This window comes from Maritalea myrionectae DSM 19524, assembly GCF_000423365.1.
GTDB lineage: Bacteria > Pseudomonadota > Alphaproteobacteria > Rhizobiales > Devosiaceae > Maritalea > Maritalea myrionectae.
Genome location: NZ_AUHV01000003.1, coordinates 256,577 through 280,439, shown reverse-complemented (window position 1 = coordinate 280,439; position 23,863 = coordinate 256,577). Strand labels below are relative to the sequence as shown.

Genomic DNA, 23,863 nt, shown 5'->3' with positions numbered 1-23,863 from the left:
GTCCCTGTCTGTCCCAAAGAGTTTAAAATGAAACGTTCCCGCATTAATGAAATTATGGCTGAAGCCGATGAGATGATCCGGTCTTTTGGCTTTGTGCTGCCGCCCTTTGCTTATTGGACGCCGGAAGAATTTAAGGCCAATGCCGAAAAGGCGCGGGCCTTGATTGATGCGCGGTGCGGTTGGGATATTACTGATTATGGCGCGGGTCGTTTTGATGAAATGGGCCTGTTTCTCTTTACCCTGCGCAATGGCCGCCTGGCGGACCTGCAGCGCGGTGGCGGCATGTGTTATGCGGAAAAGCTATTGATCTCGCGGCAGGATCAGCTTTCGCCCATGCACACCCATGTGATCAAAGCCGAAGACATCATCAATCGCGGCGGCGCGACAATGGTGATTGAGCTATTTGGCTCCGACGATGAGGGCAATTTTGCCGAAGATCGCGGTGGCGTGGTGCTGTGTGACGGCATTGAACGGCCTTTTGAACCGGGCGAGAAGCTGAAATTTGCGCCGGGCGAAAGCGTGACCCTGATGCCGGGCGACTGGCATGCCTTTTGGGGCGAGGGCGGTGATGTGCTGATTGGCGAAGTCTCCACCGTCAATGACGATGAGACCGACAATATTTTCCGCGAGCCGATTGGGCGGTTTGCCGAAATTGAAGAAGATGAAGCGCCCACGCATTTGCTGGTGAGTGATTATAAGAGCTATTTGGGGTAGTTTGCGCCACGCCCGGCGTCATCCTCGGGCTTGGCCCGGGGATCTAGTCAGGGGCTAATCAAGACGCACAAAGCTGATGAATTGCCAGTGGATAATCCAATCTGGATTCCCGCCTTCGCGGGAATGACGGCGTTGTGGCTTGTTGCGGCCCCCGCGTCACCCCAAGACTTGATCTTGGGGTCCATTTCACGCTGGCCGGGGTGCAGGGAAGTGGCGATGGGGGTGCGTCGGCTTTCCGCATCATAGCACTAGGTGCTGAGCCGTTGCCCTCAAATGGATTGCAAGATCAAGTCTTGCAATGACGTCGGTGCGATTGGCAAGTGAAGTGCTGTCGCCTGCGAGTTTCCAATTAAAATACCGTCGATTTCACCCGTGCGATGTGGGCGCGCATTTCGGCTTTGGCGCCTTCGACATCTTTGTTTTTGATGGCGTCGACGATGCGTTTGTGGCCTTCCAGTGAAATCACTTGGCGTTCGCGGTTGTCGTAGATTTTGGTTTTGGGGGGCAGAAGCGAGCGGTTGATGTTTTGCGCTAGCTCATAGAGGGTGGCATTGCCGGTGGCGGCGGCGAGGGTTTCGTGAAACTCATGATCGAGTTTTCGTAGCTCAATCCCATCACTTGTCTGGCCCTGTTTATCGAGAATCGCTTCCAGCATTTCGATATGTCGGGCTTCGCCCATTTCTGCGGCGAGGGCGGCCAATTGGGGCTCCATGATTTCGCGCAGTTGGAAAATTTCAAGGGCGCGCCGAGACCCTGTGTTGGTGGTGACGGCCAAGGTGCGCATCAGATCGCCGCGGGTGGCGGATTGGATGTAGTTGCCGCTGCCTTGACGAGCAGAGAGCACACCTTTTTCCTGCAGTACGCGGATGGCTTCGCGCAATGAATGGCGGGACACATTGAAGATTTCAGCCAATTGCCGCTCAGGGGGCAAGGTGTCTCCCGGGCCGAGATTTTTCTCTTCGATCATGACGCGAATTTTTGCGATCACTGCCTCATAAGCGCGCTCTGGCGCTGGCTTTTGGGCAGTATCTTGCATGTCGGGCTTTGGTGAAGGTGCCAAATTGTTCCCCGCTTTCAATTGGTTTTTATGATTTTTAGCGTAAATCCAATGAAATGCAATGTTTGCATGAGCTTAATTCACAATCCGAGTTCTCCAGTGGCTCAAAATCGAGCTTGTGGTGTGTTGACGCGAAGGGCTTTGCAGTCAATATTGGTGCAACCAATTCAATAAGATACCTGCTCGAAAGGGCGATAGGGAGGCCAAGCCATGCAAGCATTTACAACCCGACCAGAAATTCGTGGTGATTTTGGCGTTGTGGCCAGCACGCACTGGATTGCCAGTGCTGTTGGCATGGCGGTGCTGGAACGCGGCGGCAACGCGTTTGATGCGGCGGTGGCCACCGGATTTTTGCTGCAGGCTGTGGAGCCACATTTGAACGGGCCGGGCGGCGAGGTGCCGATGATTATCGCCAAGGCAGGCGAGGCGCCACAGGTGGTGTGCGGGCAGGGTGTTGCGCCGGAAGGGGCGACCATCGCCCATTACCGCAATGAGGGCTTTGATATTATGCCGGGCTCGGGGCTGCTGTCCGCGGTGGTGCCTGGGGCGTTTGACGCCTGGATGATGGTGCTGCGCGATTATGGCACCATGAGCGTCGAGGATGTTTTGAGCTATGCCATTCATTATGCCGAGGCGGGCATTCCGCTGGTGCCCAATATTGTGGGCACGATTGGCAAGGTGAAAGATTTGTTCACTGATCATTGGAAAAGCTCCGCCGCCATCTATTTGCCAAACGGCAACGTGCCAAGCTTGAACGGCAAATTCACCAACCCGCAATTGGCGGCGACTTATCGGCGGATTATTGAGGAATCGAAAGTGGTGAGCGGCCGTGAGGCGCAAGTGGATAAGGCGCGGGACGCGTGGTATCGCGGTTTTGTGGCCGAGGCCATTGGCGATTTCTTTGCCAATAATGAGTTGATGGACACATCTGGCCGTGCACACAAGGGCGTGTTGACCGCCGATGATATGGCCAACTGGCAGGCCAGTTATGAAGCGCCGCTCAGCTATGAATATGGCGGCTATGAAGTGTTGAAAGCCGGGCCGTGGACGCAGGGGCCCACCTTGTTGCAGCAATTGGCGCTGCTCAAGGGCTTTGATCTGGACTCGCTGGATGAACGCGACCCGCAATTTGTGCATCTGGTGACCGAAGCCAGCAAATTGGCCTTTGCCGACCGCGAAGCCTATTATGGCGATCCGGACTTTGTGGATGTGCCGATGGATGTGTTGCTGAGCGATGACTATAATGATGCGCGGCGGCAATTGATTGGCGATATGGCCTCCCTGCAATTGATGGCGGGGCAAATTGGCGATGCAGCGCCGTTCACCATTGATCGCCCCAAGGGCCAGACCGAAGAGGGCCGCAACAATACCAGCATGGGCGAACCGACAGTGGCCAAATTCGACCATCAGGAATTGGGCGAGAATGGCAGCGTGAAGGGCGATACCTGCCATCTGGATATTATCGACCGCTGGGGCAATATGGTGACCGCCACGCCAAGCGGTGGCTGGTTGCAAAGTTCGCCTGTCGTGGAGGGCTTGGGCTTTTGCCTGACCAACCGGGCGCAAATGTATTGGCTTGATGAAAATGCGCCGAGTGCCTTGGCGCCGAAGCGGCGGCCGCGGACAACGCTTTCGGTCAATATGGCGCTGAAGGATGGTCAGCCGGAGCTGATCTTTGGCACCCCGGGCGGGGACCAGCAGGACCAATGGTCGCTGCATTTTTTCCTGCGCCATGTGCATTTCGGCCTGAACTTGCAGGAAAATATCGATTCACCGGGCTTTTTCACCAACCATATTACCTCCAGCTTCTATCCGCGTGAGATCGATGCCGCGCATTTGGAGGTGGAAACCCGTTTTGGCCCGCAAACTATTGAGGCCCTGCGCGCGAAGGGCCACAATGTGGTGGCTGATAGCGACTGGGCCATTGGCCGGATGACCGCAGCGCAGACCAGCGGCGGCTTTTTGCGGGCGGCGGCCAATCCGCGGCAAATGCAAGGCTATGCGGTGGGGCGCTAATTGGCGCCGATTAGGGCGGAATTCATGGTGGAAATATGCCGTGATAAATGCCATGCTTTGCACGTCGGTGGGATGACACTTCCAATCAAGGGACAGTTTTAAAATTGGCAGAGAAGTATGATGTGGCCATTGTCGGCGCAGGGATTGCGGCGGCAGGCATAGGTGCGCAACTGGCGCAGCGTGGGCTGAAAATTGTTCTGCTCGAATCAGAGGACCGACCCGGCGTGCACAGCACGGGCCGATCCGCTGCGATTTTCGTGCAAAATTATGGCAATGACACCATTCGGGCGCTCAGCCGCGCGTCATTCCAATATTTCCAAAATCCGCCGAAAGAGATTTTCGATTATTCCGTTTTGGGTGATCGGGGCATTTTGTTTGTGGCCAATGAAGCGCACAAACCGCATTTGGACGAGTTGCTGTCGGCCGGCGAGGGGTTGATCCCTATCAGCGTGGAGCAGGCGATCGAGATGATGCCGCTGCTGAACAAAGAGCAGCTTGTGGCCGCAGCGCACGAACCCAATGCGAAAGATCTGGACGTGGCGGGCCTGCATCAGGGCTGGCTAAAGCAGATCAAGCAAAATGGTGGTGAGGTGCGCACGGACAGCGAAGTGCTTTCCGGCAGTAATGCATCGGGCCATTGGGTTTTGGAGACAAAGTCCGGGCCAGTCGAGGCGGACAAAATCGTCAATGCTGCTGGTGCGTGGGGTGATGTGGTGGCTGAACGGTGTGGCGTGCGCCCGGTTGGTTTGCAGCCCAAACGGCGGTCGATTGGTGTTTTGCCCTCGCCACAGCCGGAACAATCCATGCATTGGCCAATGCTGGTTGATGCCGGGGAGACTTGGTATATGAAGCCCGATGCGGGGCAGTTTCTGGTGTCGCCCGCCGATGAGGATCTGGTCGAACCGCATGATGCCTTTGTTGACGATATGGTGCTGGCCGAAGGGCTTTTTCGCTTTGAAGAGATGATGAATTTTGAAGTGACCCGGCTGGAGCATAGCTGGGCCGGACTGCGGGTGTTTCCGCCAGACGGTACCCCAATTTCTGGTTATTCAGCGGACCAAAAAGGCTTTTTCTGGCTTGCAGGGCAAGGTGGATATGGCATTCAGACCTCCGCGGCCCTGTCAGAATTGGCAGCCTGCCAATTGATGGAAGTGGAATTACCTACATTTGCAGAGCAATGGCTGGTGGACAGCCTTTCGCCTGCGCGATTTGAACACTAAGAGGAAGAAAAAATGAGCATTAAACGCATCGAACCCGGTTCACGCATGAGCCAAGCTGTTATCTTTGAAAATATGGTCTATTTGGCGGGCCAAGTGGGCACGCCTGCTGCGAGCATTGAAGAGCAAACCAAAAGCATTTTGGACAAGATTGACCGTTTGCTGGCTGAATCTGGCACGTCTAAATCAAATGTGCTGAAGGCGGAAATCTGGCTTTCAGACATGAAGCATTTCAACGAAATGAATGCAGTTTGGGATGCATGGATCGATCCAGCCAACCCACCTGCGCGCGCGTGTGGCGAAAGCAAGTTGGCGACGCCTGATTTTGATGTAGAGATCATGATCACCGCCGCTAAAGTTTAGCAAAAATAGGGCTGCTGATGCCAATTGCGCATTTGTTTATGCAAAAGGGTCAATTGGCAGCCCGGTTTGTTTGCGGTATGACTTGCTTTAGGGTTTAAATAATGCGCGTTGCGCACAACCTAAAGGCATAAGGTTTCAGGGGAACAGCATGGCAGAAATCGAACGCGAAGCAATGGAATATGATGTGGTGATTATTGGCGCGGGGCCCGCGGGGCTTTCGGCGGCGATACGCATCAAGCAAAAAGCGGGCGATGATGTTTCTGTGGTGGTGCTGGAAAAAGGCTCCGAAGTTGGCGCGCATATTCTGTCCGGCGCGATTTTGGATGTGTCCGGCCTCAATGAATTGATCCCTGATTGGCAGGAAAAAGATGCGCCGATCAAAACCGCCGTCGGCACGGACCATTTCCATGTGTTTTCCGATAATAGCAAAAAGACCATTCCGCACGCGTTTATGCCGCCGCTTTTGAGCAATAAGGGCTGCTATATCGTGTCCATGGGCAATGTGTGCCGGTGGATGGCCGAGCAGGCTGAAGCGATTGGCGTTGAGGTGTTCCCAGGTTTTGCGGCGTCTGAACTTGTTTATGGCGAGAATGGCGAATTGGCGGGCGTTGTGGCCGGCGAATTCGGCCTGAACCCGGATGGCACGCCGGGGCCAAACTATGAGCCGGGCATGGAGTTGCGCGGCAAATATGTGTTTTTCTCAGAAGGTGCGCGCGGGTCTCTGTCGCAGCAATTGATTGAGAAGTTTGATCTGGCGAAAGATGCTGACCATCAGAAATATGGTCTGGGCATGAAAGAGATTTGGGAGATTGATCCGGCCAAGCACAAGCTTGGGCATGTGGAACACTCCATGGGTTGGCCGCTGGACAAGGATGCGGGCGGCGGCTCCTTTATCTATCATTTGGAAGATAATCAGGTTTATGTCGGGTTTGTGGTGCATCTGGATTACAAAAATCCGCACTTGTTCCCGTACGGTGAGTTCCAAAAATTTAAGCACCATCCGCATGTGGCCGAGCTGCTGAAAGGTGGTCGCCGCACCGCCTATGGCGCGCGGGTGATTTCCGGGGGTGGTGTTCAATCGCTGCCAAAAATGGTTTTCCCCGGCGGCGCGCTTTTGGGCTGTGCGGCAGGCACGCTCAATTTTGCGCGACTTAAAGGCAATCATAATGCGATGCTGTCTGGCATTGCGGCGGCTGATGCTGTGATTGAGGCCTTGGCTGATGGGCGCGCGGGCGACGAGTTGACCGCTTACGAGACTGAAGTGCGAACTGGCCCGATCTACAAAGATATCGACAAGGTGCGCAATGTGAAGTCTTTGGGCAAAAAGGGCACATTGGGCGTTATGCTTTCGGGCATGGATATGTGGTGGGCCTCACTGTTCGGCAAGCCGCTGTTCGGCACGCAGAGTCACGGTGTTTCCGATGCGGAAGCCACGGGCAAAGCGGCGGATTATCCAAAGCTGACCTATCCAAAACCGGATGGGGAACTGAGCTTTGATCGGCTGACCAATGTGAGCTTTTCGTTCACCAACCACGCGGAAGAGCAGCCTTGTCATTTGAAGCTCAAAGATCCGTCAGTGCCGATTGAAAAAACGCTGCCGGAATATGATGAGCCCTCGCAGCGCTATTGCCCGGCCGGGGTTTATGAAGTGGTGGAGCAGAAGGGCGACGATGGCCCGAAATTTGTGATCAACGCCCAAAACTGCGTGCACTGCAAAACCTGCGATATCAAAGACCCGGCCCGCAATATTGTGTGGACCACCCCGCAAGGCGGTGAGGGACCGAATTATCCGAATATGTAGGTTGCGATTTCGGCCAGAGGCGCACTTGCTGTGTGGATTGGCTTGAATGACGCTGCCCGTCATTACAAACCCATGTCATTACCGGACTTGATCCGGTAATCCATTTGCGTTTGGCCAGTTGGCGCAGACATGGGCCAAGACCATAACTTTCGATCACAAGACTACAAATGCTGCATGGACCACCGGATCAAGCCCGGTGGTGACGGGTGAGGGGAAATGCGCGTGTGGGGGCTTCGCCTTAGGTTCCCAAATGGTGACCTTTTGGCCACCATTTTTTCTTTCCAAACACCTTTGGCTTATTTTTGATGAAAATTTTTAGATCACATCTTGCCAAATCTAAATCCGGCTGACAGATTTTCAGCCATACTAATTTCTGGCCTCACGCGCGATTTGCGCCTCTCAGGCGATCCAGAACTATATGATCGAGGGATTTAGCTGTGGCACAAGTGCAAAATGCCCAGGGCGCGGGCAATATGTGGACGGATGAGGCGCGGGCGACGTTTAAGTTGGCGTGGCCGTTGGTGTTGGCGCAATTGGCGCAGATCGGGTTGAGCACGTCAGATGTGATTATGATGGGCTGGCTTGGGCCTGAATTTTTGGGCGCCGGGGCGCTGGCGCACTCCTTTATGTTTTTCTTCCTGATTTTTGGCATGGGGCTGGTGACAGCTGTTGCGCCCATGATGGCGAAAGCCATTGGTGAGGAAGATGAGGTTTCGGTGCGCCGCACGGTGCGTCAGGGCTTTTGGGTGTGCATTGCGTTCAGCACAATCGTCATTCCCTTCATGCTGCAAATTGATCATATCTTTTTGCTGCTGGGGCAGGAGCCAGACATTGCCGTGTTGGCGGAGACCTATGCCCGGGTTGGGGCCTTTCAGTTTTATCCCTTCCTGCTGTTCGCGGTGATGCGTTCGTTCTTGGCGGCGCATAATATCACCATGGTTGTTCTGTTTGCCACGTTGGTGGGGATCGTGCTCAACATTATTGGTAATTATGGCCTGATGTTCGGCAATTTTGGCCTGCCGCGGCTGGAGCTGTTGGGGGCTGGTATCTCAACTGTGATTGTGCACAGCGCCACCTTCCTGTTTGCGCTGTTTTATGCGCTCGCGCTCAAGCGCTTTAAAGATTACAATTTGTTGCAGCGCTTTTGGAAACCGGATTGGCAGCGCTTTTTCGATGTGATCCGCGTGGGCGTCCCCATCGGTTTTATGTTGATGGCGGAGGTCGGCATGTTTTCCGTGGCCGCCTTTATGATGGGCTGGCTGAGCAAGCCGGAGCTGGCCGCCCATGCGATCGCGCTACAGATCACCGCGATTTCATTTATGGTGCCACTGGGCATTAGCCAAGCCACAACGGTGCGTGTTGGCATTTGCCATGGGCGTCGGTCGCCCATCGGGGTGATGGTTGCTGGCTGGACCAATATCGCCATGGGTGTTGGCTTTATGGTGTTCACCTGCATGTTGTATATTCTGTTTCCTGGGTTTTTTGTCCAGTTCTTCCTGAATCCGGCCGACCCGGAGAATGTTGCGGCGTTCAACTTTGCGGTGACCTACATCATGATTGCCGGCGTTTTCCAATTAGTGGATGGCGGGCAGGTGATGGCTGCGGCCTCCTTGCGTGGCCTTTCAGATACCAAAGTGCCGATGGCCATAGCTTTGTTTGGCTATTGGGTTGTGGGCATTCCCGTGGGTTATTTGCTCGGCTTCGTGTTTGAATGGCGCGGCATTGGCGTGTGGGCAGGCATGGCGCTTGGCCTTGCGGTGGTGGCTGTGTTGTTGACCATACGGTTTGCGCAGCGCGATCGGCTGGGCTTGGTGCGATATGGGTAAGTTGCTGCTCAACCAATTGTCATTTGGTTGCGTGGCAAATTCGATGTAGAATTGGATTGCGCCCACATTTATTTTAAGGTTAAAATGATTTAGGGCGCATGCGGCTTAGAATTTCGGCTGCCCTGAACAAAGGTATGACGCATCAACCGCTTGACGGTTGCACGGGGGAGGGGGAAGCTATCGCCATGACAGAGAAGTTGCACAACATTATTGCGCCCTATGTGGGCGAAACAGGCGGCCTGATTTCGGCGATGCACGCGGTGCAAGCAGAGTTGGGTTATTTGCCTGAGGATGTGCTGCCCGTGGCGGCAGACCTTTTCAACCAAACCAAAGCCGAAGTGAAAGGCGTGATCAGCTTTTATGCTGATTTCCGTGACCAGCGGGCGGGTGCAAATCATGTGCGCGTTTGTGTGGCGGAGAGCTGCCAGTCTGTAGGGTCACGTGAGCTGGTGACGGCGCTGGAGGAGCGCTTTGCCCTGAAGCTGGGCGAAACGGATTTGGCGCGGGATCTGACGATTGAGCCGGTTTATTGCCTTGGGCTTTGCTCGGTGTCGCCTGCAGCCGAAGTGAACGGCAAATTGGTGGCTAAGGCTGACGCAGACAAAATCGCCAAGCGGGTGGAGGCATAGCATGATCAAAATTTATGTGCCTTTAGACAGCGCCGCCGTTGCCCTTGGGGCCGACGAGGTGGCCGAAGCGATTTTGAGCGAAGCGCAAAAGCGCGATGCCTCTGTGCAATTGGTGCGCAATGGCTCGCGCGGGATGCATTGGCTGGAACCGCTGGTTGAGGTTGAGCAGGAAGGCAAGCGGGTCGGCTTTGCCAATGTGGATGAGGGCGATGTGGCCGCTCTGTTTGAGGCGGACTTTTTGACCAAGGCTGAACATGAAAGTTGCATTGGAGAAGTGGATGAACATCCATTCCTGGCGAAGCAGGAACGGCTGACCTTTGCGCGCTGCGGCATAATCGATCCGTTGGATATAGACGCTTATGAAGAACATGGCGGCTTAGCCGGGTTGAAGCGGGCTATTGAATTGAACCGCGAGGAAATTGTTGGCGATGTGATGTTGTCCGGCTTGCGCGGGCGCGGCGGTGCTGGCTTTCCGGCGGGCATCAAATGGAAGACCGTGAGCGAAGCCGAGGCCGACCAGAAATATATTGTTTGCAATGCCGACGAAGGCGATAGCGGCACTTTTGCCGACCGGATGATCATGGAAGGTGACCCGTTTTGCCTGATCGAAGGCATGGCGATTGCCGGGTTGGGCGTGGGCGCCACCAAGGGCTATATCTATCTGCGCTCGGAGTATCCGGTCGCACTTAAAGTATTGAATCAAGCGATCAAAATTGCCCAAGAAAACAATCTGTTGGGCGACAATGTTCTGGGATCGAATCAGGCATTTGATCTCGAAGTGTTTGTCGGTGCGGGCGCTTATATTTGCGGTGAAGAGACCTCGTTACTCGACAGTTTGGAAGGTAAGCGCGGACAGGTGCGGGCGAAACCGCCGCTGCCAGCGCTGGAAGGCCTGTTCGGCAAGCCGACCCTTGTGCACAATGTGATTTCCCTGTGCAGTGTGCCGATCATTCTGGCCAAAGGCGGTGAATATTACGCCGATTATGGCATGGGCAAATCCAAAGGCACATTGGCATTTCAACTGGCGGGCAATATTGCTCAGGGCGGTTTGGTGGAGAAAGCCTTTGGCCTCTCGCTGCGCACTTTGATTGAAGATTTTGGTGGCGGCACGCGGAGCGGTCGACCGTTTCGCGCCGTGCAGATTGGTGGGCCATTGGGCGCTTATTTGCCGGAGGACCTGTTAGATCTACCGATGGATTATGAAACGCTGGCCGAACATGGGGCAGGCGTTGGTCATGGCGGGCTGGTGGTTTTTGATGATCAGGTCAATCTGCGCGAGCAGGCGCATTATGCCTTTGAATTCTGTGCGGAAGAGAGCTGCGGCAAGTGTACGCCGTGCCGTGTCGGCGCGGTGCGCGGCACCGAGGTGATGGAACGCATTGCCAAAGGCGAGGATTGGGCGCAAAATATGGTGCTGCTCGATGACCTTTGCGAGTTGATGGTGGATGGCTCTTTGTGCGCCATGGGCGGGATGACCCCGATCCCCGTGATGAGCGCGAAAAAGCACTTTCCAGACGATTTTGAGCCAGACCAAGCTGTCCGTGCAGCGGAATAGGAGGACGATATGTCGATCCTGAAAGAAAAAGATTTTGGCACCCCCGCATCGAAGTCCGACAAGCAAGTGTCGGTGACCATTGACGGGTTTGAGGTGAATGTGCCGGAAGGCACCAGCGTGATGCGCGCGGCGGCGACGGTGGGCTTGGATATTCCCAAACTCTGCGCCACCGACAGCATGAACTCGTTTGGCTCATGTCGCTTATGTCTGGTGGAGATTGAGGGGCGCAAAGGCACCCCGGCGAGCTGCACCACGCCTGTGGCCGATGGCATGAGCGTGTCCACCCAAACGCCGCGCCTCGAAAAACTGCGCCGCGGGGTGATGGAGCTTTATATCTCCGACCACCCGCTCGATTGTTTGACCTGCGCCGCCAATGGCGATTGCGAATTGCAGGATATGGCGGGCGAGGTTGGCCTGCGCGATGTGCGCTATGGCTATGAGGGGGCAAATCATTTTGATGCGCCCAAGGATGAGAGCAATCCCTATTTCACCTTTGATCCGAGCAAATGCATTGTGTGTTCGCGCTGCGTGCGGGCGTGTGACGAGGTGCAGGGCACTCTGGCACTGACCATTTCTGGTCGGGCGTTTGACAGCAAAGTGGCGTTGGGCACCGAAGATTTCTTCTCCTCTGAATGCGTGTCTTGTGGCGCTTGTGTGCAGGCCTGCCCGACCGCGACCTTGGAAGAAAAGGCCGTGATTGACCATGGGGTGCCAAACCGAACTGTGTTGACCACGTGCGCCTATTGCGGCGTTGGTTGCTCGTTCAAGGCGGAGATGCGTGGTGATCAGGTGATCCGCATGGTGCCGTATAAGGACGGCAAGGCCAATCATGGCCATTCCTGCGTGAAGGGCCGTTTTGCCTGGGGCTATGCCACCCATAAAGACCGGATCACGCAACCCATGATCCGCGACAAGATCACCGATCCATGGCGCGAAGTGAGCTGGGACGAAGCGATCAAATTTGCCGCTGACGGCTTGAAGAAGGCGCAAGAGAAATATGGGCGTAAGTCCATTGGCGGCATCACCTCATCACGCTGCACCGCGGAAGAAGTGTGGGTGGTGCAAAAAATGATCCGCACCGCTTTTGGCAACAATAATGTGGATACCTGTGCACGCGTCTGCCATTCGCCCACCGGCTATGGCTTGAAGCAGACATTTGGCACGTCCGCCGGGACACAGGATTTTGACTCAGTTGAAGAAGCCGATGTGATCATGGTGATCGGGGCCAACCCGACCGATGCGCATCCGGTTTTTGCGTCGCAGATGAAGCGGCGGCTGCGCCAGGGGGCGAAGCTGATCGTGGCTGATCCGCGCAAGATCGATTTGGTGCGGTCTGCGCATATTGAGGCAGATTACCATCTGCCACTGAAGCCGGGCACCAATGTGGCCCTGATCAATGCGATCGCCCATGTTGTCGCAACAGAAGGCTTGATGGATCAGGGTTTTGTGGATGAGCGCTGCGATTTGCAGAGCTATAAGGAATGGTTTGATTTCATCACCGATGAGATCAATTCGCCCGAAAGCGTGGCCGCGGAATGCGGCGTGGATGCGGATGCGATCCGCGAGGCGGCCCGGCTATACGCTACGGGCGGCAAGGCTGCGATTTATTATGGCTTGGGTGTCACCGAGCACAGCCAAGGCTCCACCATGGTGATGGGCATGGCCAATCTGGCGATGGCCACTGGCAATATTGGCGTGCGCGGCGTGGGCGTGAACCCGCTGCGTGGGCAGAACAATGTGCAGGGCTCATGCGATATGGGTTCCTTCCCGCACGAACTTCCTGGTTATCGCAGTATTGAGGATAACGAGGTGCGCGGCAGCTTTGAACAGGCTTGGCAGCGCGAGTTGGATGGGGAACCGGGTTTCCGCATTCCCAACATGTTCGATGAAGCCATTTCTGGCCATTATAAGGGCATGTATGTACAGGGCGAGGATATCGCTCAGTCTGATCCCAACACCAAGCATGTGGAGGAGGCTTTGCGCTCGCTCGATATGCTGATTGTGCAGGACCTGTTTTTGAATGAAACAGCGCGGTTCGCCCATGTCTTCTTGCCGGGCACCAGCTTTTTGGAAAAAGACGGGACGTTCATTAATGCGGAACGTCGGATCAACCGTGTGCGGCCGGTGATGAAGCCTGCGACTGGGCTGGAAGAATGGGAAGTGACGCAGCGGCTCGCCAATGAGATGGGCTATGCTGAAATGAACTATGCTAATGCCAGCGAGATCATGGATGAGATTGCGGCGCTGACGCCGACATTTGCCGGGGTGAGCTTTGAGCGACTGGATCGCGAAGGCTCAGTGCAGTGGCCATGCAATGATGATGCGCCGGACGGTACGCCGATCATGCATGTCGATGGCTTTGTGCGCGGCAAGGGGGCCTTTGTGGTCACTGAATATGTGCCGACCACTGAGAAAACCAACCGCAAATTCCCGCTGATCCTGACCACGGGTCGGATTTTGAGTCAGTATAATGTCGGCGCGCAGACGCGCCGGACTTCCAACATTGATTGGTGGGGCGAGGATGTGTTGGAAATCCATCCCAGTGATGCCGAAACGCGGGGCATTCGCGATGGCCATTGGGTGTCCTTACGGTCACGCAAGGGTGAAACCAGCCTGAGGGCTGTGATTTCCGAGCGGATGGCACCGGGTGTTGTTTATACCACCTTCCACCATCCGGAGACGGGCGCAAATGTGATCACCACGGAAAATTCAGACTGGGCCACCAATTGTCCGGAATATAAGGTGACCGCGGTGGAAGTGGCCCCGGCCAACCACAAGTCCGAGTGGCAAGAGCAATATGAGTTGGAAACGCCAAGTTTGCGCCAATTGATGGACGAGTCGAAAGAGCCGGCTGAATAGTGGCGGACCATGAGCAAGAGGTGGCGCGGGCTGTCGAGATCGACATTGATGGCACGCGCGATCAATGGCAATTGGCGAATGAGTGCCCGTTGGCCCTGGTCTATCACCAGCGCAATTATGCCGTGATGCTGGCCAGTCCGCAGGATTTAACCGACTTTGCCTATGGTTTTTCCATCAGCGAACGGGTTGTGTCCGGTGCATCCGAGATCAAATCTGTGCGGGCCGAGACAAATGTGCTGGGCATTGATTTGCATATGGAGATTGACGAGAAGCGGCTGGAGCGGCTGGATTTAACCCAGCGACGGCGGCATCTTGTGGGCGCATCCGGGTGCGGGTTGTGTGGGCTGGACAATGCGGACCAGTTTTTGGCGAAATTGCCCAAAGTGACTGCGGTGACGCCAGCCAAGGACGCGATGGACAAAGCCATGGCCGCCTTCTCGGCGCATCAACAGCTTAATCAGCAAACCCACTCGGTGCACGGCGCCGCGTGGGTGTCGCTCGCCGGCGACATTGTTGCGGTGCGTGAGGATGTGGGCCGCCACAACGCGGTGGATAAGCTGCTCGGGGCACGGGCGCGAGCTGTGTCGGCGGGCGAGGCTTTTCCTGACGGATTTTTGATGGTCTCCAGCCGTTGTTCCTTTGAAATTGTGGAAAAGGCGGCGCGGCATAATGTGGGGGCGTTGCTGTCGATTTCCGCACCGACCGCATTGGCGCTGGATAAGGCGGAAGAGGCGGGGCTGCAGCTTTATGCGCGCGCGCCGAGTGGGATTGCGCGGTTTTAGGCTCACACCGCCGCTTCAGCTTACTTCCACGTCATTCCCGCGTAGGCGGGAATCCAGATGGGACTATCTGCGGGCAAGTCGTTGGCTTTGTGTGCCTTGGGTTGCGCTTGACTGGATCCCCGCCTGCGCGGGGATGACGAATGTGGGTTGAGGAGGGCCTAACTATGATTCCAATCATCCGGATCGTCGGAATTGTTGGGCGACAGGCCGATAATGTCGCCATCGGTGGAGCAGCCGAGGCCGAGCACGGTGCGGTTGGCATAGCCGAAATAGGCGGTCACTTGGTTGATCTCTAAAATCTCCCCGTCATCATAGCCTGCATCACGCAAGGCGGCGACATCGGCTTCCACCATTTCGCCGGGCTGGTTGTTGAGCTTTTGCGCGTAGGCGAGGGCGGCCAATTCTTGATGGGAAAGCGGGGCGCTTGAGATGTCATGGCGCGCAATAGCGGCTTTAATCGCGTCCGCGCGGTCGTCATGATTGAGATTTCGCTTCATGCCGACGAAATGATGTTCGAAGCAGTAATTACACTTATTGAGGAAACTGACATAGGTGCCGATGCATTCCAAAAACCACTTTGGAATGGTGTTGTTGGCGTGGTGGAGCACATATTTATAGATCGCCATATGCCCTTCCATCGAATGGGGGCGCAAAGAGTGCATCATCATGATGTTATCGACATTATTGTCGGGCCCGGTCACACGTTGATAAAGCTGCTTTAACCGACCGGTTGCCTGATCGAATGGAATTGTCTTGATCCATGCCATAAATCTATCCCCCCAATGGTATTTCTATCGTTTGGCTATATTGTCGGACAATAATGTAGATTTTTACGCATTTATACTGAAAAATTCACTGAAAACTGGTAGAATTGCATTGCAATTTGGTTGCAAAGAGGACTCTTTCTTTTTAGCGTGCGCGCTAGGGCGAAAATTTTTGGGGGTAACTGGTGTCAGAATCCAGCGTAGAATCTGTTGTGCAGATGATCACTGATGCGGTGCGGACCGGGCGTTTGGCGCCGGGGATGCGGTTGGTCGAGGCTGAGTTTACTCAAAATCTGGGTGTGAGTCGCAGTACGGTGCGTGAAGGCTTTCAGCGTTTGATTGCTGCGGGGTTGCTGATTTCAGAGCGCCATCGTGGCGTGAGCGTGCGGCAATTTTCGCGTAAACAGGTGCAGGACCTATATGTTTTGCGCGGCACGTTGGAGGCTTTAGGGGTTGAATTGGCCACGCCATTTGTGCAGGCGTCGCCGGATCATGTGCTTGATTTGCAGCGCCAAATGGATGCGGCGGAAGAGGCGCGTGACCTGACTGCATTTTCCCAACTCAATACTGAATTTCACCATTATTTGGCGGAGCTGGCTGATAATGAATATCTGCAAAGTGTGATTTTGCAGTTTGAAACGTCAATCTATTGGCTGCAATTTCGCGTGTTGGTGGACCAACAATCTGTGTTTCGCACCAACCAAGATCACCGCGTTATTGTGGAGCATATGGTGGCGGGGCGCAGTCTTGAAGCGGCAGCCGCCATGCGCCAGCACATTCTGAATGCGGGCGACATGGTGCAAGCCTTGCCCAGCAGTCATTTCAAGCTAGAGCCCGCGTCCCAAGCCTAATATCGATTTTGAGTGGTGGCGTTCGGTCTCTGCTTGACAGAAATGTGGTTTTTGATATTGTCAGACAATAATGGTAGACAATAAATTGGGGGATGGGATGGTTGACCAGCAATTCGGGCAGGATTTTGAGCCGATTGACTTACCTGACTACAAAGAGATGCCGGTGGCGGACATGCGCGAAGCGGCAAAGGCTTTTTATGAGGACATTAAGCAGCGGCACACGGTGCGGGAATTTTCTGACCGGCCTGTGCCGCGCGACATCATCGAAACGTGCTTGAAGGCTGCGGGCACGGCGCCGAATGGCGCCAACCATCAGCCGTGGCACTTTGCGGTGATTGGTGATGCAGACATGAAAAAGCGCATCCGCGAAGAGGCTGAGATTGAAGAAACAACCTTTTATGCCGGACGCGCGGGCGAAGAATGGCTGAAAGCGCTAAAGCCTATCGGTACGGATCGGTCCAAGCCGTTTTTGGAAAAAGCACCTTGGCTGATCGCTATCTTTGGCGAGCGGCGCAGCTATGGCGCAGATGGCAAGAAATATAAGAATTATTATGTGCCCGAATCTGTATCCATCGCCACGGGCTTTTTGCTTGTCGCTTTGCACAAAGCTGGCTTGGCCACGTTGACCCACACGCCCAACCCGATGAGCTTTTTGAATGAGATTTGCGATCGGCCGACATCGGACAAGCCGTATATCTTGTTGGTGGTGGGGTATCCGGACGAAAACGCCAAGATCCCCCGTCACGCGACGGAGAAAAAGCCCTTAGAAGAGATCGCGACCTTTTATGAATAAAGGTTTGGCCTGATCAGCCATTGAGCCTCGGCTCTAAGCGAAGAAAGGTCAGCTCTGGACAGCTGACCTTTTTCATTTACAGGTCGGAAAAATTCTCGACCATAAAGTCGATGAACACACGTGTTTTCAGCGGCAATCGACGACGGTGGGGATAGAGCACATAAAGCGGTGTTGTATCGATCACTTCATCTTCCAGCATTGGCACGAGGCTGCCCCGCTCCAACGCTGGGTTGAGGATGAAGGTGGGCAGATAACAATAGCCAACACTTGCTTCGGCCAAGGTGACAATGGTGTCGCCATTGTTGGTGCTGGTGCGGATGGTATCCGGCGCGACGCGGAAATTTTGCCAGTTTGGCGAGTTTTGGCGCAAGGAATAGGTGATCGAAGGCCAGTTTTTCAGTTCGCTCACATCCTTTGGCTTGCCGCCCATTTTCTTTATCAGCTCCGGTGAGGCGGCCAGCTTATGGTGTGTTTCGGCGAATTTGCGCACGATCAGCGAGTCCGATCCTGTCGCGCCAATGCGGATGGCCATATCCATGCCTTCCTCAATGATGTCGACATAGCGGTCAGACATGTGCAAATCGACCTGCACCTTATTGTGGCGCTCGAGAAATTTAGGCAATAGCGGGGCGACATATTGTGACCCGAAAGTGACCGGCACCGCGATGCGTAGGCGGCCTTGTGGCTCCAGGCTTTTTTCGGCAAACCGGCTTTCGATTTCGGCGTTTTGTTCCAAAATATTGCGGCAATGCTCGAGATATTCGCTGCCCGCTTCGGTGAGTGAAACGCGCCGTGTGGTGCGATTCAGCAGCCGGACATCCAGCCGTTCTTCCAAAAGGCTCAGGGTGCGCGATACGATGGCTTTTGAACACCCAAGCCGTTCTGAGGCGGCCGTGATCCCGTGGTTTTCGGCAACAGCGACAAATGTCTGCATTGCGTTGAGCATGTCCATTATATTACCCCTTCAAACAAAAGGTCAGGATTAATTATTATTCAGCTAATCTTCGCGAACAATGTCAATTGGACGATTTGCTATATTGCTCTTTAATCTAATGCGTAAAATTAGCTTATCTGTTCACATATACGGAACAATAGAACGGTCGGATCAGTTCCATAAAAAAACCGCTCAGGAATTTCCCGAGCGGTTTCCAATGCTTTGTTTTTGATCGGTCAGGCTAGACCAAAAAGCTATCCGCGCTGACGAAATCATAGCCCAAATCGCGGGCCACTGGCGCGCAGGTGACTTTGCCATCGCAAACGTTCAAGCCGTTTTTCAAATGCGCGTCGTCTTTCAACGCTTGCTTCCAACCTTTGTTGGCGATTTGCACCGCGTGGTGCAATGTGGCGTTGTTCAACGCGTAGGTTGATGTGCGGGCAACCGCGCCGGGCATGTTGGCCACGCAATAGTGCACCACATCGTCGATGATATAGGTTGGGTCAGCATGTGTGGTGGCTTTTGATGTTTCAAAGCAACCGCCTTGGTCAATCGCCACATCCACCAACACAGCACCTTGCTGCATGGTTTTCAACATTTCGCGGGTCACCAATTTCGGTGCTGCCGCACCGGGGACCAATACGGCGCCGACCACCAGATCAGCCTCTGCCACCAGTTCTTCCAAAACCGCTTTGGTGGAATACACCACTTTCGCACTGGCTTCGAAATGGTTCGACAAGCGCTCGAGTTGCGCTGGGTTGCGATCCAGAATGGTCACGTCAGCGTGCATGCCAACAGCCATTTGCGCGGCGTTAAAGCCAACAACGCCACCGCCAACAACAACGACTTTAGCCGGATGTACGCCAGGTACGCCGCCCATCAAAACGCCGCGACCGCCATGTGCTTTTTCCAAAGCGGCAGCGCCGGCTTGAATGGACATGCGACCAGCCACTTGGCTCATTGGCTTGAGGAGGGGCAAGCCGCCAGCGCTGTCGGTTACGGTTTCATAGGCGATGCACACGGCGCCACTCTCTACCAAGTCTTTTGTTTGCTCGGGATCGGGTGCCAAGTGCAGATAGGTGTAAAGGATTTGGCCGGGCTTGAGCATGGCGCGCTCATTGGCTTGTGGTTCTTTGACCTTTACGATCATATCGGCAATGTCGAAAACTTCTTTTGCCGTGCTCAAAATTGTCGCGCCAGTTTGGGCATAAACTTCATCAGCTGCGCCGATGCCGTCGCCTGCGTTGGTTTGGACATAAAGCTCATGGCCGTTTGCGATCAACTCAGCCACGCTCTCTGGCGTCAAACCAACGCGATATTCATGGTTTTTGATTTCCTTGGGTACACCGATTTTCATTGGAAACTCCTCCGCATTTGAATTTGAGGACAAGTATAGGTCAACTTCAACCGGAAAAAATTGCAATTTTGTGTACGTACAACTACAATACCTGTAAAATTTCTCGTCTTTATGGAGTAAATCGGCATTTTTTCCCTTGATCAGCTAGATAAGCGAATAATTCGGTCTTTGCAGGCAGATTGCCGAATTTCAATGCAGGAACTTGGCGAGCAGGTCGGGTTATCGACCTCTGCATGCCACCGACGTGTGAAACTGTTGGAAGAGCGAAAGCTCATCTCCGGTTATCATGCCCACCTTGATCCCGATATTTTGGGCTTCGGCATGTTGTTTTATGTGGAGGTGAGTTTAACCGACCAGAGCGAGGCGACTTTGGTTGAGTTTGAGGATGCGGTGCGCTCGGCACCGGAGATTCTTGAAGCATCGTTGGTGGCAGGGGCGTCCGACTATTTGTTGCGGCTGGTGTGCGAAGATGCAGATCACTTTGAACGCCTGCACCGTACGCGCCTTTCGCGTTTGCCTCACGTGGCGCGCATTCAATCAAACCTGGCCATTCGGGTGGTGAAACCCATGACTGGCTTGCCGGTTTAGCGCCTCGCCTGTGCGCGGGGGCGCGTGCGCCCCTCACGCCGTATTGTTGCTATCGGCCAGCCACGCGACCTTCGGGGCGATATTTATCCATCACCTGATCCAGCATATTGTTGGTGATGTCGGCATTGGCCTCTTGTAAGCAAGGGAGCAGGATCGCCTTGTTTGCTTTTTCCCGTGCACCGGTTGGATTTGTGCCTTTGGGGGCCGGGTTCACATCATTAAAGCAGGCAACGAATTGGTCGGCGGTGATGTTGAGGTCGGCGGCAATGGCCGCAACGGGGCGCTTTGGATCATTGTCCAACATGCCCGGGCCTGCGGCAAATGCAGGGGAGGTAAGCGCGGCGACACAGAGGGTTGTTGCAACGAGTTTTTTCACATTGATTGATTTTTGCATTTCAGATTTCCTTTTTTCGCCCCTTGGCAAAAACCTAGGGGGAACGCGGGTTGGGCACAACTTAAGGATTGGTCATTTTGCGGTAAGGTTGCGGCAATGTTGGGCGCAATCTGCGTGAGGAAATCTTGGTTTGGCCATTGCTCTTAGCCCCGGTTTCGCTTAACAGAGGGGCAATATTAAAGCGGTTTTCGGAGTTACATTCTCATGGCGCGTCAATTTATCTATCACATGCATGGCATGTCCAAAACCTATGCCGGCGGCAAGAAGGTGTTGGATAACATTCATCTGAGCTTTTACCCGGACGCCAAAATTGGTGTTTTGGGCCCAAACGGTGCGGGTAAATCTACACTGTTGAAAATTATGGCTGGCATCGACACAGAGTTTCAGGGTGAAGCGTGGGTGGCCGATGGCGCCAAGGTTGGCTATTTGCCACAGGAGCCGCAGCTTGACCCATCTTTGGACGTGCGCGGCAATGTGATGCTCGGCGTTAAAGAGAAGCAAGACATCATCGAACGTTATAACGAATTGATGATGAACTATTCGGACGAGACAGCGGAAGAGGGCGCTCGCCTTCAGGACCAGATCGATGCGGAGAATCTGTGGGATTTGGATTCACAGGTTGAAATGGCGATGGAAGCCTTGCGCTGCCCGCCAGCTGATGCGGCCGTTGAAAACCTTTCCGGTGGTGAAAAGCGCCGTGTGGCTTTGTGTCAGCTCCTGCTTTCAGCGCCTGATTTGCTGCTGCTCGACGAACCGACCAACCATTTGGACGCGGAAACCACCGCCTGGCTGGAAAAGCATTTGCGTGAATTCCCCGGCGCCGTGTTGATCATTACCCACGACCGTTACTTCCTCGACAATGTCACGGGCTGGATTTTGGAATTGGACCGCGGTCGCGGCATTCCTTATGAGGGCAACTACACGGCCTATCTTGAGCAAAAGGCCAAACGCTACAAGCAAGAATCTGCTGAAGATGCTGCGCGGAAGCGGGTTTTGGAACGCGAACAAGAGTGGATGGCTGCGTCTCCGAAGGCGCGTCAGGCGAAGTCGAAAGCGCGTATTAAAGCTTATGATGAGTTGGTTAAAGCCAACGAAGCGCGGACCCAGTCCAACAAAGCACAAATCATTGTGCCGCCTGGCCCACGTTTGGGTGATTTGGTGATTGAAGTTGAAGGCTTGAAAAAAGGCTTTGAAGATCGCTTGTTGATTGACGATCTCAACTTCAAACTGCCTGCGGGTGGTATTGTGGGCGTGATCGGGCCGAACGGCGCGGGTAAATCAACCCTGTTTAACATGATCACCGGCCAAGAGCAGCCAGATGAAGGCAGCATCACCATCGGTGAGACGGTTAAGCTGGGCTATGTGGACCAGAGCCGGGATTCTTTGGACGCCAACAAAACGGTGTGGGAAGAAATCTCTGAGGGCAATGACATCATCACGCTGGGCAAGCGCGAAATGAACAGCCGGGCCTACACGTCAGCCTTCAACTTCCGCGGCGGCGATCAGCAGCAAAAGGTTGGCAATTTGTCAGGCGGTCAACGCAACCGCGTTCACTTGGCGAAGATGCTGAAATCTGGCGCGAACGTGCTGCTGCTCGATGAGCCGACCAACGATTTGGATACGGAAACTTTGGCGGCGCTGGAAGAGGCGTTGGAAGAGTTTGCCGGTTGCGCCGTGATCATTTCTCACGATCGGATGTTCCTCGACCGCTTGGCAACGCACATGTTGGCGTTTGAAGGCGATAGCCATGTTGAATGGTTTGAAGGTAACTTTGCGGATTATGAAGAAGACAAAATCCGCCGTTTGGGCCCCGATGCGGCAAACCCAAAACGTGTGTCGTATAAACCGCTTACGCGATAAATCGGTTATTCTGATTCAATGAGACGCCCCGCATTTGCGGGGCGTTTCTTTTTAAAACACCACCATGTTTTTAAAGTAGCTCGGCAAGTCTGCTGTGGCGATGTTGGTCAAATCCTTCGGCACATCATCGTGCAGCTTTTCTTCCAAATGCTTGTTGAAGTGCTTGCGCATTTCGCCAAGGCTTTGGGGTGGCGCCGCGATGATCAAGCGATCAAATTTTTTCTCCTGCGCCGCTTTGTTCATATGCTCAGCGACCTCGCGGGAGAATTTTTGATGCTCCACATCATCAGGATCGGTTTGTTGTTCCATCGCACTGCGTCCCTCACCAGCAGAGGGGAAAGTGCGGCCACGATCATTGGCGACAATGTCGCCAGTTTTTAGCGCTTCGCGCGCATGTTCGTGGTCGGAAAGCGGCGTCAGCCCTTTGTTGGGGCCCGTGTTTTCGTACACTTTCGCTTCGGTGCCGTTGGCAACGAGCAGCCATGTGATTGTCGGTTTCATAGAATTGCCCTTTCCTTTTTGAGTTAAGGTGCACAAGATAAACGCACAGAGTCGGGATCGGGTTTCATTCACAATCGAGATTTACGGCTCGTGTGCTTGGGGATGTTCATCATGGCAGAATTTACGGTTGAAACCAATGGTGCAGCTCTGTTCGGCGTTGAACAGGGATATGGCGCACCGATTGTGTTTCTGCATGCCGGGGTGGCTGATCACCGTATGTGGCAACCGCAATTGGATGCGTTGGGGCTTGAGCTGCAGGCTATTGCCTATGATCAGCGCGGTTATGGCCGCACCCAAAGTGCTGATGTTGCCTATTCTGACGTCGATGATTTGTTGGCCGTGCTGGATCATTTCAAAATTGGACGTGCCATTTTGGTGGGGTGTTCGCTCGGCGGTGGTTTGGCGCTGGCCTTCGCTTTGACACACCCGGATCGGGTGGCGGGGTTGATGCTGGTTGCAGCGTCTATTCCCGGTGCGCCCGCTGTTGAGCGTGATGAAGCTGAACTGCAGCTCGCGACAGAATATCAGGCCAAAAAGGATTTAAACGACCTTATTGTGCTCAACCATTTTGAAGCACGTTTATGGCTGGATGGGGCGCATGGTGCCGAAGGGCGGGTGCAAGGGCAATTGCGTGAATTGTTTTTAGATATGAATGAGTTGCAGCACAATCATCTCCCATTGAATCATGCAACGCCACGGCCTGAATGCTATTCGCGTCTGGGGGAGCTTCGTGTGCCGGTATTGAACGTGGCTGGAACGTTGGATTTGACCTATTTCGCGTGGTTGAATGACCAGATTTCAGATGCACATCCGCATATGCAAACCGAACTCATCGCTGATGCGGGGCACTTGCCGAATTTGGATCAACCCGAAGTTTTCAATGCGGTGCTGAGTGAATTTCTGGCCGGGGTGTGAGCCACCGATCGTTTCCATTGATGGGGACTATTTAACAGTTTGATTGGTCAAACCAGTGAAAAAGGTGTAATCGGACCGCACACCCTT

The 23,863-nt window shown here is 54.4% G+C and carries 21 protein-coding genes; 15 read left to right on the top strand and 6 right to left on the bottom strand.

Annotated features, from left to right (window positions below; translation table 11 throughout):
• Window positions 1–27 precede the first annotated feature (27 nt).
• Window positions 28–714 carry a D-lyxose/D-mannose family sugar isomerase gene (locus G549_RS0107310; protein WP_027834482.1) on the top strand — a complete coding sequence of 229 codons (687 nt, stop codon included), beginning with the start codon at window positions 28–30 and terminating at the stop codon, window positions 712–714.
• A gap of 349 nt (window positions 715–1,063) precedes the next feature.
• On the opposite strand, the gene G549_RS0107305 is transcribed toward G549_RS0107310, so the two are convergent.
• Window positions 1,064–1,750, bottom strand: coding sequence for a FadR/GntR family transcriptional regulator (locus G549_RS0107305; RefSeq protein ID WP_027834481.1), 687 nt, complete (start codon window positions 1,748–1,750; stop codon window positions 1,064–1,066).
• Window positions 1,751–1,981: 231 nt separating this feature from the next.
• Here G549_RS0107305 and G549_RS0107300 point away from each other — a divergent pair, with 231 nt between their 5' ends.
• The 9 genes from G549_RS0107300 to fdhD all read left to right on the top strand — a co-directional run bounded on the left by G549_RS0107300 (window position 1,982) and on the right by fdhD (window position 14,819).
• The gene (locus G549_RS0107300; RefSeq protein WP_027834480.1) at window positions 1,982–3,787 is read left to right on the top strand and encodes a gamma-glutamyltransferase family protein; all 1,806 of its coding nucleotides are present in this window, start codon (window positions 1,982–1,984) and stop codon (window positions 3,785–3,787) included.
• A 104-nt stretch (window positions 3,788–3,891) separates the two neighbouring features.
• Window positions 3,892–5,007 (top strand): NAD(P)/FAD-dependent oxidoreductase, encoded by a 1,116-nt coding sequence (locus tag G549_RS0107295; RefSeq protein WP_027834479.1) that lies wholly within the window; start codon window positions 3,892–3,894, stop codon window positions 5,005–5,007.
• Between the two features lie 12 nt (window positions 5,008–5,019).
• Window positions 5,020–5,367 (top strand): RidA family protein, encoded by a 348-nt coding sequence (locus G549_RS0107290; RefSeq protein WP_027834478.1) that lies wholly within the window; start codon window positions 5,020–5,022, stop codon window positions 5,365–5,367.
• A 148-nt stretch (window positions 5,368–5,515) separates the two neighbouring features.
• Window positions 5,516–7,168, top strand: coding sequence for an electron transfer flavoprotein-ubiquinone oxidoreductase (locus G549_RS0107285; protein ID WP_027834477.1), 1,653 nt, complete (start codon window positions 5,516–5,518; stop codon window positions 7,166–7,168).
• A gap of 437 nt (window positions 7,169–7,605) precedes the next feature.
• Entirely contained in the window at window positions 7,606–8,994 is a 1,389-nt protein-coding gene (locus G549_RS0107275) for an MATE family efflux transporter (protein ID WP_246778355.1), read from the top strand.
• 185 nt (window positions 8,995–9,179) lie between these two features.
• Window positions 9,180–9,623, top strand: a complete 444-nt coding sequence (locus tag G549_RS19410; protein WP_036222056.1) for an NADH-quinone oxidoreductase subunit NuoE family protein — start codon at window positions 9,180–9,182, stop codon at window positions 9,621–9,623.
• A gap of 1 nt (window position 9,624) precedes the next feature.
• Entirely contained in the window at window positions 9,625–11,178 is a 1,554-nt protein-coding gene (locus G549_RS0107265) for a formate dehydrogenase beta subunit (protein WP_027834475.1), read from the top strand.
• A gap of 9 nt (window positions 11,179–11,187) precedes the next feature.
• The gene (gene fdhF, locus G549_RS0107260) at window positions 11,188–14,037 is read left to right on the top strand and encodes a formate dehydrogenase subunit alpha (protein ID WP_027834474.1); all 2,850 of its coding nucleotides are present in this window, start codon (window positions 11,188–11,190) and stop codon (window positions 14,035–14,037) included.
• Window positions 14,037–14,819 carry a formate dehydrogenase accessory sulfurtransferase FdhD gene (gene fdhD / locus G549_RS0107255; protein ID WP_051213525.1) on the top strand — a complete coding sequence of 261 codons (783 nt, stop codon included), beginning with the start codon at window positions 14,037–14,039 and terminating at the stop codon, window positions 14,817–14,819. Before fdhF ends, fdhD begins: the two co-directional genes overlap by 1 nt.
• 158 nt (window positions 14,820–14,977) lie before the next feature.
• On the opposite strand, the gene G549_RS0107250 is transcribed toward fdhD, so the two are convergent.
• Entirely contained in the window at window positions 14,978–15,586 is a 609-nt protein-coding gene (locus G549_RS0107250; protein ID WP_027834472.1) for a carboxymuconolactone decarboxylase family protein, read from the bottom strand.
• Between the two features lie 182 nt (window positions 15,587–15,768).
• Between G549_RS0107250 and G549_RS0107245 the strand changes: the two genes are divergently transcribed.
• Together G549_RS0107245 and G549_RS0107240 are read left to right on the top strand one after the other, a co-directional pair.
• Window positions 15,769–16,434, top strand: a complete 666-nt coding sequence (locus tag G549_RS0107245; protein ID WP_246778354.1) for a GntR family transcriptional regulator — start codon at window positions 15,769–15,771, stop codon at window positions 16,432–16,434.
• A 97-nt stretch (window positions 16,435–16,531) separates the two neighbouring features.
• Window positions 16,532–17,227, top strand: coding sequence for a nitroreductase family protein (locus tag G549_RS0107240; protein WP_051213524.1), 696 nt, complete (start codon window positions 16,532–16,534; stop codon window positions 17,225–17,227).
• Window positions 17,228–17,303: 76 nt separating this feature from the next.
• Here the strand turns inward: G549_RS0107240 and G549_RS0107235 are convergent, their stop codons facing one another.
• A complete protein-coding gene (locus G549_RS0107235) occupies window positions 17,304–18,179 on the bottom strand; it encodes a LysR family transcriptional regulator (protein WP_027834469.1) in 876 nt (291 codons plus the stop codon).
• Window positions 18,180–18,402: 223 nt separating this feature from the next.
• A complete protein-coding gene (gene ald / locus G549_RS0107230; protein ID WP_027834468.1) occupies window positions 18,403–19,518 on the bottom strand; it encodes an alanine dehydrogenase in 1,116 nt (371 codons plus the stop codon).
• 120 nt (window positions 19,519–19,638) lie between these two features.
• Between ald and G549_RS0107225 the strand changes: the two genes are divergently transcribed.
• Window positions 19,639–20,106 (top strand): Lrp/AsnC family transcriptional regulator, encoded by a 468-nt coding sequence (locus tag G549_RS0107225; RefSeq protein WP_343251107.1) that lies wholly within the window; start codon window positions 19,639–19,641, stop codon window positions 20,104–20,106.
• A 49-nt stretch (window positions 20,107–20,155) separates the two neighbouring features.
• Here the strand turns inward: G549_RS0107225 and G549_RS0107220 are convergent, their stop codons facing one another.
• Complete coding sequence (locus tag G549_RS0107220; RefSeq protein ID WP_027834466.1) at window positions 20,156–20,500, bottom strand: hypothetical protein; 345 nt, start codon at window positions 20,498–20,500, stop codon at window positions 20,156–20,158.
• A gap of 204 nt (window positions 20,501–20,704) precedes the next feature.
• On the opposite strand from G549_RS0107220, the gene ettA reads away from it, so the two are divergent.
• Window positions 20,705–22,360, top strand: coding sequence for an energy-dependent translational throttle protein EttA (gene ettA, locus G549_RS0107215; protein WP_027834465.1), 1,656 nt, complete (start codon window positions 20,705–20,707; stop codon window positions 22,358–22,360).
• Between the two features lie 51 nt (window positions 22,361–22,411).
• On the opposite strand, the gene G549_RS19405 is transcribed toward ettA, so the two are convergent.
• Window positions 22,412–22,861 (bottom strand): host attachment protein, encoded by a 450-nt coding sequence (locus G549_RS19405; RefSeq protein ID WP_051213523.1) that lies wholly within the window; start codon window positions 22,859–22,861, stop codon window positions 22,412–22,414.
• Between the two features lie 111 nt (window positions 22,862–22,972).
• On the opposite strand from G549_RS19405, the gene G549_RS0107205 reads away from it, so the two are divergent.
• A complete protein-coding gene (locus G549_RS0107205; protein WP_036222047.1) occupies window positions 22,973–23,776 on the top strand; it encodes an alpha/beta fold hydrolase in 804 nt (267 codons plus the stop codon).
• Window positions 23,777–23,863: the final 87 nt, after the last annotated feature.

Coding starts and splice junctions, on each gene's coding strand:
- G549_RS0107310 (WP_027834482.1), top strand. CDS start 28: ATGAAACGTTCCCGCATTAATGAAATTATGGCTGAAGCCGATGAGATG.
- fdhF (WP_027834474.1), top strand. CDS start 11,188: ATGTCGATCCTGAAAGAAAAAGATTTTGGCACCCCCGCATCGAAGTCC.
- G549_RS19410 (WP_036222056.1), top strand. CDS start 9,180: ATGACAGAGAAGTTGCACAACATTATTGCGCCCTATGTGGGCGAAACA.
- G549_RS0107290 (WP_027834478.1), top strand. CDS start 5,020: ATGAGCATTAAACGCATCGAACCCGGTTCACGCATGAGCCAAGCTGTT.
- G549_RS0107205 (WP_036222047.1), top strand. CDS start 22,973: ATGGCAGAATTTACGGTTGAAACCAATGGTGCAGCTCTGTTCGGCGTT.
- G549_RS0107305 (WP_027834481.1), bottom strand. CDS start 1,750: ATGCAAGATACTGCCCAAAAGCCAGCGCCAGAGCGCGCTTATGAGGCA.
- G549_RS19405 (WP_051213523.1), bottom strand. CDS start 22,861: ATGAAACCGACAATCACATGGCTGCTCGTTGCCAACGGCACCGAAGCG.
- G549_RS0107250 (WP_027834472.1), bottom strand. CDS start 15,586: ATGGCATGGATCAAGACAATTCCATTCGATCAGGCAACCGGTCGGTTA.
- G549_RS0107300 (WP_027834480.1), top strand. CDS start 1,982: ATGCAAGCATTTACAACCCGACCAGAAATTCGTGGTGATTTTGGCGTT.
- G549_RS0107235 (WP_027834469.1), bottom strand. CDS start 18,179: ATGGACATGCTCAACGCAATGCAGACATTTGTCGCTGTTGCCGAAAAC.
- G549_RS0107285 (WP_027834477.1), top strand. CDS start 5,516: ATGGCAGAAATCGAACGCGAAGCAATGGAATATGATGTGGTGATTATT.
- G549_RS0107240 (WP_051213524.1), top strand. CDS start 16,532: ATGGTTGACCAGCAATTCGGGCAGGATTTTGAGCCGATTGACTTACCT.
- G549_RS0107265 (WP_027834475.1), top strand. CDS start 9,625: ATGATCAAAATTTATGTGCCTTTAGACAGCGCCGCCGTTGCCCTTGGG.
- G549_RS0107220 (WP_027834466.1), bottom strand. CDS start 20,500: ATGCAAAAATCAATCAATGTGAAAAAACTCGTTGCAACAACCCTCTGT.
- ald (WP_027834468.1), bottom strand. CDS start 19,518: ATGAAAATCGGTGTACCCAAGGAAATCAAAAACCATGAATATCGCGTT.
- ettA (WP_027834465.1), top strand. CDS start 20,705: ATGGCGCGTCAATTTATCTATCACATGCATGGCATGTCCAAAACCTAT.